The organism is Ruegeria hyattellae, assembly GCF_041537925.1.
Classification (GTDB): domain Bacteria; phylum Pseudomonadota; class Alphaproteobacteria; order Rhodobacterales; family Rhodobacteraceae; genus Ruegeria_C.
On record NZ_JBGOSH010000011.1, the window covers coordinates 101,793 to 114,308 of the forward strand.

Annotated in this window: 13 protein-coding genes; 9 read left to right on the plus strand and 4 right to left on the minus strand. The window is 60.2% G+C overall.

Going from position 1 to position 12,516, the window contains the following annotated elements:
• Positions 1 to 12: 12 nt before the first annotated feature.
• Positions 13 to 1,941: an elongation factor G gene (locus AB1E33_RS21660; RefSeq protein WP_372579327.1), complete on the minus strand. Its 1,929-nt coding sequence runs from the start codon at positions 1,939 to 1,941 to the stop codon at positions 13 to 15.
• Positions 1,942 to 2,167: 226 nt separating this feature from the next.
• Complete coding sequence (gene hemN, locus AB1E33_RS21665; RefSeq protein WP_372579328.1) at positions 2,168 to 3,523, minus strand: oxygen-independent coproporphyrinogen III oxidase; 1,356 nt, start codon at positions 3,521 to 3,523, stop codon at positions 2,168 to 2,170.
• A 61-nt stretch (positions 3,524 to 3,584) separates the two neighbouring features.
• Here hemN and fnrL point away from each other — a divergent pair, with 61 nt between their 5' ends.
• Together fnrL and AB1E33_RS21675 are read left to right on the plus strand one after the other, a co-directional pair.
• Complete coding sequence (gene fnrL / locus AB1E33_RS21670) at positions 3,585 to 4,328, plus strand: transcriptional regulator FnrL (RefSeq protein ID WP_372579329.1); 744 nt, start codon at positions 3,585 to 3,587, stop codon at positions 4,326 to 4,328.
• Positions 4,329 to 4,425: 97 nt separating this feature from the next.
• The gene (locus AB1E33_RS21675) at positions 4,426 to 4,680 is read left to right on the plus strand and encodes a GlsB/YeaQ/YmgE family stress response membrane protein (RefSeq protein ID WP_372579330.1); all 255 of its coding nucleotides are present in this window, start codon (positions 4,426 to 4,428) and stop codon (positions 4,678 to 4,680) included.
• Between the two features lie 51 nt (positions 4,681 to 4,731).
• Here the strand turns inward: AB1E33_RS21675 and AB1E33_RS21680 are convergent, their stop codons facing one another.
• Positions 4,732 to 5,571, minus strand: a complete 840-nt coding sequence (locus AB1E33_RS21680; RefSeq protein ID WP_372579331.1) for a universal stress protein — start codon at positions 5,569 to 5,571, stop codon at positions 4,732 to 4,734.
• A gap of 195 nt (positions 5,572 to 5,766) precedes the next feature.
• Between AB1E33_RS21680 and ccoN the strand changes: the two genes are divergently transcribed.
• Genes ccoN through ccoP form a run of 4 tightly spaced genes read left to right on the plus strand, consistent with a single transcriptional unit; the run spans position 5,767 to position 9,239 of the window.
• Positions 5,767 to 7,374 (plus strand): cytochrome-c oxidase, cbb3-type subunit I, encoded by a 1,608-nt coding sequence (ccoN, locus tag AB1E33_RS21685; RefSeq protein ID WP_372579332.1) that lies wholly within the window; start codon positions 5,767 to 5,769, stop codon positions 7,372 to 7,374.
• A gap of 14 nt (positions 7,375 to 7,388) precedes the next feature.
• A complete protein-coding gene (gene ccoO / locus AB1E33_RS21690) occupies positions 7,389 to 8,117 on the plus strand; it encodes a cytochrome-c oxidase, cbb3-type subunit II (RefSeq protein ID WP_372579333.1) in 729 nt (242 codons plus the stop codon).
• A gap of 10 nt (positions 8,118 to 8,127) precedes the next feature.
• Positions 8,128 to 8,355 carry a cbb3-type cytochrome c oxidase subunit 3 gene (locus AB1E33_RS21695; RefSeq protein WP_372579334.1) on the plus strand — a complete coding sequence of 76 codons (228 nt, stop codon included), beginning with the start codon at positions 8,128 to 8,130 and terminating at the stop codon, positions 8,353 to 8,355.
• Positions 8,352 to 9,239: a cytochrome-c oxidase, cbb3-type subunit III gene (gene ccoP, locus AB1E33_RS21700; RefSeq protein ID WP_372579335.1), complete on the plus strand. Its 888-nt coding sequence runs from the start codon at positions 8,352 to 8,354 to the stop codon at positions 9,237 to 9,239. Before AB1E33_RS21695 ends, ccoP begins: the two co-directional genes overlap by 4 nt.
• Before the next feature lie 145 nt (positions 9,240 to 9,384).
• Here the strand turns inward: ccoP and AB1E33_RS21705 are convergent, their stop codons facing one another.
• Positions 9,385 to 9,546 (minus strand): hypothetical protein, encoded by a 162-nt coding sequence (locus AB1E33_RS21705; RefSeq protein ID WP_372579336.1) that lies wholly within the window; start codon positions 9,544 to 9,546, stop codon positions 9,385 to 9,387.
• A gap of 100 nt (positions 9,547 to 9,646) precedes the next feature.
• On the opposite strand from AB1E33_RS21705, the gene AB1E33_RS21710 reads away from it, so the two are divergent.
• The 3 genes from AB1E33_RS21710 to AB1E33_RS21720 all read left to right on the plus strand — a co-directional run bounded on the left by AB1E33_RS21710 (position 9,647) and on the right by AB1E33_RS21720 (position 12,516).
• A complete protein-coding gene (locus AB1E33_RS21710; protein WP_372579337.1) occupies positions 9,647 to 10,522 on the plus strand; it encodes a LysR family transcriptional regulator in 876 nt (291 codons plus the stop codon).
• 105 nt (positions 10,523 to 10,627) lie between these two features.
• Entirely contained in the window at positions 10,628 to 12,055 is a 1,428-nt protein-coding gene (gene ccoG / locus AB1E33_RS21715) for a cytochrome c oxidase accessory protein CcoG (protein WP_372579338.1), read from the plus strand.
• A 2-nt stretch (positions 12,056 to 12,057) separates the two neighbouring features.
• On the plus strand, positions 12,058 to 12,516 hold the full coding sequence (locus AB1E33_RS21720; RefSeq protein ID WP_372579339.1) for a FixH family protein: 459 nt from the start codon (positions 12,058 to 12,060) through the stop codon (positions 12,514 to 12,516).

Here is a 12,516-nt window from a genome sequence, read left to right on the forward strand (position 1 = left end):
CGCGAGGCCGGGTCAGGCGCTGGCCATCTTCTCTTTCGCCGATTTTGGCGCAGGCCCGCGCAACTCTTCGTAATGGTCGAAATCCATCTGCGCCCAACCGGTGCCGCGCGTGGCGCTGGCGATCGATCGGTGCAACTCATCCTGCGCCACTGCGGGCAGCAGCGCGTTGAAAATCTCCCAACCCGAGGCATTTGGATTGCCCTCAAACCCCAGCACTTGCCCCTGAAGCGAGCTGATTGTGGGCACCAGATCGCCGACGAATTGTGACGGCAGATGAATCTCGGCCCGTAAAATAGGTTGCAACACAACCGGCTTGGCCATCGGTAGGGCCTCGCGCACAGCGGATTTGCCAGCCATCCTAAAGGCATAGTCCGAGCTGTCCACAGAATGGTGCTTACCGTCTTTCAGTGTCACCTTCACATCGACCACCGGGTGACCCTGCGGCCCTTCGGCCAATGCATCTTCAGCACCGTGTTCGACGGCGGGGATATGGTTGCGCGGCACGGTGCCGCCTTTGACCACCTCATCGAACTCGAAGCCAGCACCACGCGGCAGCGGCGTGAGCGAGATCACCACATCCGCGAACTGGCCCGCGCCGCCCGATTGCTTGCGATGGCGATAGCGGTGTTCGACCGGCTTCTGAATGGTCTCGCGATAGGCGGTCTCGACCTGATCGGTGGAGATTTCGATCCCGAAATCCTCGGCCAGTTTTTCGGTGACCCGGCGCATGTGTTGCGGGCCTTGCGTGCCAAGAACCGGATGGCCCGAGGTTGGATCCGGTTGCAGACTCAGCCCCGGGTCGATTTCGGCCAGCCGCGACAGCGCGTTCGACAGGCGCACATCGTCACGCTCATGGGTTGGGGTGACCAACTGACGGTGACCAGGCGAGTGGCATTGCGCCCATTCCGGCAGCGAGCTGCTGGTGCTGCTGTCATAAAGCAGACCGGGGTTGAGGTGATCGGATTTCACGGCAAGGCCGATCTGACCCGCCGCGAGCGTCCCGACCTGCGTCTTGGCGTCCAGCGCGGTCAGGCTGCCTACTGTTTCGCCGCCCAAAGCCTCATGCGCCTTGACGCCTTCGCCCAGCCCGCGCAGCACGGTGATCTTGCCGATATGTTTCTTCACATCGGCAAAGCCCGCGATTGCGCGTGCCTTCTCGCCTGCTTCGTCGCGGTCGGCGGCAATGTCGAACTCGGGTGCCTCGTGCCGCAGCGCCTTCATCATCCGCGTCAAACCGTTGCCGTGTTCAGCGGCCCCCAGATAGGCCGGGATCAACTGGTGATTCTGCAGCACCTTGGCGGCGATATCGAAAACTTCGGCGGTTGCGGGCTGCTTGTCCTCGATCAATTGCTCCAGCAGGGCATCGTCGAAATCCGAGAGGGTTTCGAGCAGTTCGGCGCGCGCCTCTTGCTCGCGATCCTCGATGGATTGCGGCAATTCGATCAAGGCCGAGGGCTGGCCTTCCTGATACTTCCATGCACGCTCGGAAATCAGGTCGACCGCGCCGACGATCTGGTCACCGTCGCGGATGGGAACTTGCCGCAAAGTGATGTGGTGGGTGCAATAGGTCTGCAGGCCGGCGATGATATCGCGGATGCGGCCATTGGGGTTGTCCATCTTGTTGATGAACAGGAAACAGGGAATGCCGGCATCTTCGGCCAGTCGCAGATAGGGTGCGCACAGCACCGCCGCGTCCGGATCAGGTGGCACAACCACCACCGCTGCGTCTGACAGCGCCATCGCCGGGCCCACATAGGCCAGCGCGTCGCCGCCGCCATCCACGTCGATCGCGCACCACGGCTCGCCCAAGTAAGAAAAACCGTGCAGGTGCACGGTTCCGGATACATCGAATTTGGTGGGTCGATCGTCGAGGCGGCTGATCGCCTCGACGAGCGTAGATTTGCCGGATTGGGTAGGGCCTAGGACCGTAAAAACGCGCATGGTGGGTTCCCTCTTGGAGTGCTGCAGTGTTTGTGTTCGCTGCACGGCTAGGGCCGAACGAATGCGGGTCCGTTCGCTTGCGCTGTATGACTGGCCTCTGCCTCGGTGCGCTGGGTGACAACCCGGCGCGCTCTGTCCTGAGTGTGAGAAATCAGGGGGTCGCACGTCAAGCCCCTTGCATACCGGGCGGGTGCCGTGGGCGGAATGACGGGGATTGAGGTGCGGATCAGACGGCCGAGCTGTGGCCTGCTTTGCTCAGGTCATAAACGTCGAAATGGCGGGCGATCATGCGGGTCAGGGGCCGGGCTGGCTGCGGAATGAAAAGCCCGTCATCGGAGATCTGCAAAAGCCCGTCAAAGGCGGCGTTGGCCCGTTGGAACATATCCTCCAGTGAATCGCGCGGCAGGGCATAACGGCGTTCGATCTCGTCGCGGTCGATGCGGAAATCGCACATCAGTGCCTCGATCAGACGCCCGCGTAGATTGTCTTCGCCGTTAAAGACATGCCCGCGCGCGACAGAAAACCGCCCATCGCGGATTGCGGCAGTATGTTTTGCCGTGGCCGAGGCGTTCTGCGCATAGCCCTGCGGGAAGCGCGAGATTGAGGATGCCCCGACGCCGATCAGAACATCCGACCGATCATCGGTATAGCCCTGGAAGTTGCGGCGCAGGCGCCCGTTTTGCAGGGCGCGGCTCAGCCCGTCTTCTTTGGTCGCGAAATGGTCGATCCCGATCTCGTTGTAATTGTCCCACAGGAACAGTTGCCGCGCGGTTTCGAAAAGGCCCAGCCGCTGTTCGGGGGTGGGTAGCGCGTCCGAGGGGATCATCTGCTGACGCTTGGCCATCCAGGGCACATGCGCATAGCCATAGAGCGCCACGCGGTCGGGATTTAGCGACAGCAGTTTCTGGACGCTTTCGGTGATCCGCGTCGTGGTCTGGAGGGGCAACCCGTAGAGAATATCGGCGTTTAGGCTATGAATGCCGCGCGCGCGCAGCATCTCGACGGCATCGCGGGTGACCTCATAGCTTTGCAGCCGGCCGATGGTTTTCTGGATATTCTCGTCGAAATCCTGCACCCCGATCGAGGCGCGGTTCATGCCCGCCTCAGCCAGCGCGTCCAGACGCGCGGCGTCGATTTCGTTGGGGTCGATCTCGACAGAGAACTCGGCCTCTTCGGCAAAAGGCGCGACGTCCGCGATGGTGCGGGCCAGATCGCGCATCATCTCAGGGGCCAGCAGAGTGGGCGTGCCACCGCCCCAATGCAGCCGCGACAGGGTCACCTCCGCTGGCAGATGCTGCTGCAATAGCCGCAGCTCGGTCTTCAGCGTCTCAAGATAGGCGGCGACCGGGGATGCGGTCTTTGTGCCTTGCGTCCGGCAGGCGCAGAACCAGCAGAGGCGGCGACAGAAGGGTACATGGATGTAGAGCGAGAGCGCGCTTCCGGGTGCGATCTCTGAAATCCAGTTGCCGAACAGGTCGGCCCCGACGTCCGAGTTGAAATGCGGCGCAGTCGGATAGCTCGTGTAACGAGGTACCCTTGCGTCAAAAAGGCCTAGCCCTGCCAAATTCGGTTTCGTATTCATGCCACCTCTGTATTATCAGGGCGCAATTCGAGGCCTTGACCCAGATCAATTAGGACAAAATATGACCAAGCACGCAAAGTTGGCGCCGACGGGCTGCGGCGAATGCCCGATCCGGTATCGCGCCGTGTGCTCCAAATGTGATGCGGATGAGCTGACAGAGCTTGAAACCATTAAATATTACCGCAGCTACGAGGCCGGTCAGACGATCTTGTGGGCGGGCGACCAGATGGGATTCGTCGGTTCGGTGGTTTCGGGCGTGGCGACTCTGACCCAGACGATGGAGGATGGCCGGACCCAGATGGTCGGGCTGTTGCTGCCATCGGATTTCGTCGGGCGGCCAGGCCGTGATTCGGCGGCCTACAATGTTGTCGCGACCAGCGACGTGGTTATGTGCTGTTTCCGCAAGTCCCCGTTCGAGGACATGATGGCCAGAACGCCGCATATCGCGCATCGGCTGTTGCAGATGACGCTGGATGAACTGGACGCGGCGCGGGAGTGGATGCTGGTGCTGGGTCGCAAGACCGCGCGCGAAAAGATTGCCAGCCTGCTGTCGATCATCGCCCGCCGCGACGCGTCGCTGAGCCTGGGTGTGGCTGCCGGAAGGGTCGTGTTCGACCTGCCGCTGACCCGCGAGGCGATGGCGGATTATCTGGGCTTGACGCTTGAGACTGTGAGCCGCCAGATCTCGGCGCTGCGCAAAGACGGGGTAATCGTTCTGGACGGCAAGCGCCATGTGACCGTGCCGGATATGGACCGGCTGATGGACGAAGCCGGTGACGACAATGATGGCGGGATGCTGATCTGACCCTTGGGTCAAGACGCTGGGCACTTCCTTTCAGGCGTGACCGCCCACGGTTTCCGTGTTCTATTAAGACCTTGGAAACACTTCTCGGGAGCTTGGAATGGAATTCAGTGGCCTTTTGGCAATGCTGTTGATCGGCGCGATCGCGGGTTGGCTGTCAGGGAAAATCATGGAAGGGCGCGGATTCGGCCTGATCGGCAACATCATCGTTGGCGTCGTCGGGGCCTTTCTTGCCGGAACGATTTTTCCGGCCCTTGGTTTTACTTTGGGCGGGGGGCTGTTCTCGTCGATTTTCTTTGCGACCGTGGGGGCGGTGATCCTGTTGTTCCTGATTGGTCTGATCAGACGCGGCTGACAGGTGGCAAGCCGCCTTGATGGGCGGCTGAGCTCTGTAGTCACGCCGCGATTAATGGGCCAGAAAGATCGGAACCTTCGCAACCTCAAGCATGTTGCGGGTGGCGCCGCCCAGAATGGCCTCACGGAATCGCGAATGCCCATAGGCCCCCATCACGATCATGTCGGCATTTTTGTCCAGCGCGTGCCGGTTCAGAATATCGGACACCCGCGTCATGGATTTGTTCAGCACGTCGATCTCGCATCTGACCCCGTGGCGGGCCAGCATTTGCGATAGCAGCCCGCCCGGATCGGACCGGTCCGGGCCATGGGTCGGCGGCGCGATCGCTACGATCCGCGCAAGGTCGGCCGCTTTCAGAAATGGCAGCGCCATGCGGATGGCGCGCATCGCCTCGACGCTTTCGTTCCAACCGATCAAAACCCGCTTGGGCATCGCGGGTGAGGCATTGTCATCGGGCAGAACGATCACCGGGGCGTGGCCCTCGAACATGGCGGCCTCGACAATCGGCTCGGCCTCGGTCCCATGGTCTGGACCATAAGGACGTGGAAGCACGACCAGATCGGCAAACCGCGCGCGATGGGCCACGTGGCGCCCGATATCGGCCATTTGCGCGACGCCTTCCTGCGTTGACCAGCGAATCCCAGAAGGTGCCAGGACTGTCTCGGCCTGTTCCCGGATTTCGGCGGCCTCGGCAGTGGCGCGGGTCAGTGTTTCCTGCAGGATCAACGCATTCGCCCCGGCATAGTAATACCCGGTCTGGGTGCGGTCGACGCCCAGGCAAAGCACTTCGACATGGGCGTCCAGTTCCTGGGCAAGCGTGGTGAGATGAGACAGAACACCGCGCGCTTGCCCGGTATCAGTCAATACGGTCAAAAGGGATTTGTAGGACATGTGCTCCTCTTAGTGACACTTGGTCACTGGCAATACTGCAGATTGCGTTTCGATGAGGATATGACTGCCACGGATTTCAGGTTATCGTCTTGACACAGATCAAGGAAACGAACCTGTGCGAGATGCATTTAGGCGCCCAGACAGAAAGACCCGGCGCCTATTGGATTCGCAGCGGGTTTAATAAAGGGACGCGAAATGCTGAATTATATCAAGCTCATGATGCTTGGTCTGGTTGCCTTGTTTTCGATGATGGCAATCAACTACGCACGCGATGAGGCATACATGGTTCATGCCATCATCGTTTTGCTGGTGTCCGGCGGAATGTTCTTGTGGATATTGCGCAGGACCGATGAGCCAGACACTCCGATTGACTATTCCGGCGAGTACATGGACGGTGTCATCCGCTATGGCGTGATAGCTACCGCCTTTTGGGGCGTCGTTGGCTTTCTGGCCGGTGTGTTCATTGCGTTTCAGCTGGCCTTTCCGTCGCTCAATTTCGAATGGGCGCAGGGATATGCCAATTTCGGACGGCTGCGCCCGCTGCACACATCGGCAGTGATTTTCGCCTTTGGCGGCAACGCGCTGATCGCGACGTCCTTTTACGTGGTACAGCGTACCTCGGCGGCGCGGCTTTGGGGCGGCAATCTGGCGTGGTTCGTGTTCTGGGGCTATCAGCTGTTCATCGTTCTGGCCGCGACCGGCTATGTGCTGGGCGGCACCCAATCCAAAGAATATGCAGAGCCGGAATGGTATGTCGATCTCTGGCTGACCGTGGTCTGGGTAGCCTATCTGGCAGTATATCTCGGTACCATCATCAAACGGAAAGAGCCGCATATATATGTGGCCAACTGGTTCTATCTGGCCTTCATCGTGACCGTCGCAATGTTGCATCTGGTCAATAACATGACTGTCCCGGTCAGCATCTGGGGGTCGAAATCGGTGATCCTGTGGTCGGGTGTGCAGGACGCGATGGTGCAATGGTGGTACGGCCATAACGCCGTGGGCTTTTTCCTGACCGCTGGTTTCCTAGGCATGATGTATTACTTCATTCCGAAACAGGCCGGGCGCCCGGTCTATTCCTACAAGCTGTCGATCATTCACTTCTGGGCGCTGATATTCCTGTATATCTGGGCCGGACCGCACCACCTGCATTACACCGCCTTGCCGGACTGGGCCTCGACCCTGGGCATGGTGTTCTCGATCGTCTTGTGGATGCCCAGCTGGGGTGGCATGATCAACGGTCTGATGACGCTGAGCGGTGCCTGGGACAAGCTGCGTACCGATCCGGTGATCCGGATGATGGTGATTTCGCTGGGCTTTTACGGCATGTCGACCTTTGAAGGACCAATGATGTCGATCCGCGCGGTCAACAGCCTCAGCCACTACACCGACTGGACCATCGGCCACGTGCATTCCGGCGCGTTGGGTTGGAACGGAATGATCACATTCGGCGCGCTTTATTATCTGGTGCCAGTGCTGTGGAAGCGCGAGCGTCTTTATTCGCTCAGCCTTGTCAGCTGGCATTTCTGGCTCGCGACAATCGGGATCATCCTTTACGCCGCCTCGATGTGGGTGACCGGTATCATGGAGGGCCTGATGTGGCGCGAAGTGGATGCCAACGGTTTCCTGGTGAACTCTTTCGCCGACACCGTGGCCGCCAAGTTCCCGATGTATGTGGTGCGTGCGCTGGGCGGGGTCCTGTTCCTGAGCGGTGCGATCATCATGTGCTATAACCTGTGGATGACCGTCCGTCGGGCACCGGCCAAAGAGGCCAACCTGACCGTCGCGGTCCCGGCTGAATAAGGAGGGCCGGAGCAATGGCAATTCTCGACAAACACAAGATCATCGAGACCAACGCGACCCTCCTGCTGGTGCTGAGCTTTCTGGTGGTGTCCATCGGCGGTATCGTGCAGATCGTCCCGTTGTTCTATCTGGAAAACACCATCGAGAAGGTCGAGGGCATGCGTCCCTATACCCCTCTCGAACTGGCCGGGCGCGACATCTACGTCCGCGAGGGCTGCTATGTGTGTCACAGCCAGATGATCCGCCCCATGCGGGACGAGGTCGAACGCTATGGCCACTACTCGCTGGCGGCGGAATCGATGTATGACCATCCATTCCAATGGGGCTCCAAGCGGACTGGGCCGGACCTGGCCCGTGTCGGCGGGCGCTATTCGGACGACTGGCATGTGGACCACCTGCGCAATCCCGAAGCGGTGGTGCCGGAATCGGTGATGCCTAAATACGCCTTCCTGGAAAACCGGATGATTGACGGCAAATACATCGAGGACGTGATGACTGCGAATGCGATGACCGGCGTGCCCTATAGCGACGAGATGCTGGAGGCCGCGCAGGCAGACTTCCGGGCGCAAGCCGATCCCGACAGCGACTATGACGGGCTGCTCGAACGCTATGGTGACAAGGTCAATGTGCGCAATTTCGACGGTCAGCCGGGAATCTCGGAAACCGACGCGCTGGTGGCTTATCTGCAGATGCTGGGCACGCTGGTCGATTTCTCGACCTTCACGCCTGATGCGAACCGCTGAGGAGGGAGAGATGGAAGAATACACCCTGCTCAGGCAGTTCGCCGATAGCTGGATGCTGCTACTTCTCTTTGTGGTGTTTGTCGGAATCGTGATTTGGGCCTTCCGCCCGGGCAGTTCCAAGACCCACGAGGACACCGCGAACATCCCGTTCCGACATGTCGATTCGCCCAATGACGGCGATACCGGACCAAATGCGCGCACATCCAAAGCCGCCACAGACGAGGAGGCGAGAACATGAGCCAGCACGAGGAACAGAACAAGGCGGCCAATCACCAGCCGGGCGATCCCAACACCACCGGCCATACATGGGACGGGATCGAAGAGTTCGACAACCCGATGCCACGCTGGTGGCTCTGGACCTTTTATGCCACCATCCTCTGGGCGCTGATCTATACTATCGCCTATCCGGCCTGGCCTCTGGTCAGTTCGGCGACCGCAGGTGTGCTGGGCTGGTCGACCCGCGCCGATGTCGCCTCGGAGATCGTATCGGTTGAGGAAGCCAATGCCGAGATCAACGGTCGGCTGGCTGCCATCAAGATGGAAGACATCGCCGAAGATGCCGATCTGCACAACTATGCGGTATCCGCTGGTGGCGCGGTGTTCCGGACCTGGTGCGCGCAGTGCCACGGGTCAGGCGCGGCAGGCGCGGTGGGCTATCCGAACCTGCTGGATGACGCCTGGCTCTGGGGTGGGGATATCGAGAATATCCACCTGACCATCAGCCACGGCATCCGCAATGAGGATGACCCCGATGCCCGCTACTCCGAGATGCCTGCCTTTGGCCGTGACGAGCTGCTGACCGGTGACGAGGTCGATCAGGTGGTGAATTATGTGATGTCGCTCTCAGGCACGCCGCATGACGCCGCTCAGGTCGAGGACGGATCGGTGGTCTTCGCCGACAATTGCGCTGCCTGCCATATGGAGGACGCCACCGGCGATCCTGAACAGGGCGCGCCGAACTTGGCGGATGCGCTCTGGCTCTATGGTGGGGACTACGACACCCTGATGGAAACTGTCACCAACAGCCGTTTTGGCGTCATGCCAGCGTGGCAAAACCGCCTGACCGAGGCGCAAATTCGCGCGGTTTCCGCCTATGTCCACCAACTGGGCGGCGGCGAATAAACAGAATACCTTCGGGCGGTGATACGCCCGAAGGTCCGGTGTCGGCTGCTCGATCTGTTCGCGCGTTTCCTGAGCAGCCGACGCCGACTTTTGCGAAAATAGGCGCAAGACGGGCGGCGGTCCAGTCAGCGATTGGCGCGCGCCTTCACAGATCGTTCAGATCGATATCGCGCCGCTTCTGCATCCACCAATGACCCTCAGGCAACCAGCGCCGCCGTTTTTTGGCCTTGGGGCCGGGCACATCCCGAATATGCGGGGCGTTTATGCGGGTGGCGGTCATGAACGACCGGGCAAAAACTGTTAGCATGGTCTGTCTCCTGTAGAGCGTACTGACTGGATTCAAGATTGCGGTTTGGCGCGAAAAATGCGACTCAATTACCATTCGTATCTGTAAGCAGAGATTACATATGAATTGGAAAGAGATTCCGCCGCTAGCGTCATTGAGAGCCTTTTCTGCCTTCGCTGAAAGGCGAAATGTCACTCAGGCAGGTGAAGCGCTGAATGTAAGCCACGCGGCCATAAGTCAGCAATTGCGGGCGTTGGAAAGCCATCTTGGCGTTGCTCTTCTGGATCGCAGCGGAAAATCACTGGCCCTGACGCCCGATGGCGAGCATTTGGCGCGTGCCCTGCAGCTTGGGTTCGGGGCTATCGGCACCGCCATCGCGGATGTGACCAAATCCGGTACGGATCGCCCTGTTCATGTCTCGCTCACATCGACCTTCGCGGCGTCTTGGTTAATGCCCCGGCTGCCTGCCTTTCGCCTCGATCACCCAGAGGTCAGCTTGATTCTGGAACCCTCGCCCGACGTGGTCGACCTGCGCCCCGGTGGCGTTGACGTAGCGATCCGATACGGGGCGGGTGGATGGACCGGGGTACAGGCGCAGATGCTGCTGCAATCCCCGATCGTTCTCGTCGCCGCGCCAGGGCTATTGGGGGGCAAGAGTGATTGGACACCTACGGAACTGGCGCATCTGCCTTGGCTGGAAGAAATCGGTACAACCGAGGCTTCGACATGGCTGGCCGGGCGCGGGGCCGCGCTGGACCCGGCGGCGGGGCGCATCACCTTGCCGGGAAACCTGATGCTGGACGGTGTGCGCGCCGGGCAGGGTGTCACCATCACAGTGCGGCATTTCGTCAGGCAGGACATCCTGTCGGGTCGCCTCGTCGAACTTTATGTCGAACCCGATACCCGTGGATATTACATCGTCTCAGGGCAGGCACCGCTGCGCCCGACCGTCAAGACCTTCGTTGCGTGGCTGAAGCGGCAGGCGGGCGAGATGTGACAAAAGATGATTATACGATGCGCGTTTTGACCCATATCAAAGTCTGATCTGTTATGATTTGTGAGAAGGTGCTGAATCCCATCCTCTCTTGACCGGAGCATTTGCGTGAACGACCCCCAGCCCGCCCCCAGCCTTTATGCTGCCAGGGAGCCGATTTTCCCCCGGCGCGTCTCCGGCGCGTTCCGCAATCTGAAATGGATCATCTTGGCGGTGACTCTGGGAATCTACTACCTGACGCCCTGGATCCGCTGGGATCGGGGCCCTAGCCTGCCGGATCAAGCAGTGCTGCTGGATATGGCCAACCGTCGGTTTTATTTCTTCTGGATTGAGATCTGGCCGCATGAATTCTACTTCGTCGCGGGCCTGCTGATCATGGCGGGGCTGGGCCTGTTCCTGTTCACTTCCGCGCTGGGTCGGGTCTGGTGCGGCTATGCCTGCCCGCAGACTGTCTGGACCGACCTTTTTATCCTTGTCGAGCGCTGGATCGAAGGCGACCGGAACGCGCGGCTGCGGTTGCACCGCCAGAAAAAGATGGATCTGCGTAAGGCCCGGTTGCGGATCACAAAATGGGTGGTCTGGCTGCTAATCGGGCTGGCTACCGGCGGGGCCTGGGTGTTCTATTTTGCTGACGCGCCGACCCTGGTACGTGATCTGGTCACCGGACAGGCCCATCCCATCGCCTATACGACCATGGCGATCCTGACGGCCACCACCTTCTTTTTCGGTGGTTTCGCTCGTGAGCAGATCTGTATCTATGCCTGCCCCTGGCCCCGTATCCAGGCCGCGATGATGGACGAGGATACGCTGGTCGTCGGCTATCGCGACTGGCGCGGAGAGCCGCGTGGCAAGGGCAAGCGGACCGATGATAGCGAGCTGGGCGACTGCATCGACTGCATGGCCTGCGTGAACGTCTGCCCGGTTGGCATCGACATTCGTGACGGCCAGCAGATGGAGTGCATCACCTGCGCGCTCTGTATCGATGCCTGCGACGACATGATGGCCAAGATCGGCAAGCCGCGCGGACTGATCGACTATATGGCGCTGTCGGACGAGGCCAATGAGCGCGCCGGCAAACCACCCCGGAACATCTGGAAACATATCCTGCGGCCACGCACGATCATGTATACAACACTTTGGTCGCTGGTCGGGGTTGGGCTGCTCTTCGCGCTCTTCATCCGTTCGGATATCGAACTGACGGTGGCACCGGTGCGCAACCCGACCTTCGTGACTCTGTCCGATGGTTCGATCCGAAACACCTATGACGTGCGGCTGCGCAACAAACATGGCGAGGACCGTCCGTTCCTGCTCTCCGCCAGCGGTGACCCCGCCATGCGCATCCAACTGGAAGGGCTACCTGATGCATCAGTGATAGTTCCGGCGAACATCTCCTATCTGCAACGGTTTTATATCGTGACACCCAAGGACGCAGCACCGTCACAGCGGGCCAATACCCCGGTCCGAATCTGGGTTGAGGATCTGACGAATGGTGAGCGCGCCCACAAGGACACCACCTTCAATGGGCGGGGGAATTGAGCATGTCGGAACGCAAATTCACGGGCAAACATGCCGCAGCGGTCTTTATTGGAGCTTTCGCGGTCATCATCGCGGTGAATCTGGTGCTTGCCTTCAGTGCGGTGCGGACTTTTCCGGGGCTCGAGGTCAAAAACTCCTACGTGGCATCGCAACAATTCGACGACAAGCGCGATGCACAAGAAGCGCTGGGCTGGACCGTCGCCGCCGAGGCGCAGGGCGGGCTGGTTGTCCTGTCGATCACTGACCGGCATGGCCATCCGGTGGAAGTATCGGAACTGAACGCGGTACTGGGCCGTGCCACCCATGTCAAAGAAGATATGGCGCCCGAATTCCGTTTTGACGGGTCCGCTTATGTTGCGAAAGCCGAATTGGGCAAGGGCAACTGGAATATCCGCATGATGGCCAAATCCGCCGACGGCACCCAATTCAGCCAACGCGTCGTGCTGCGGGTGAAAGGGTAA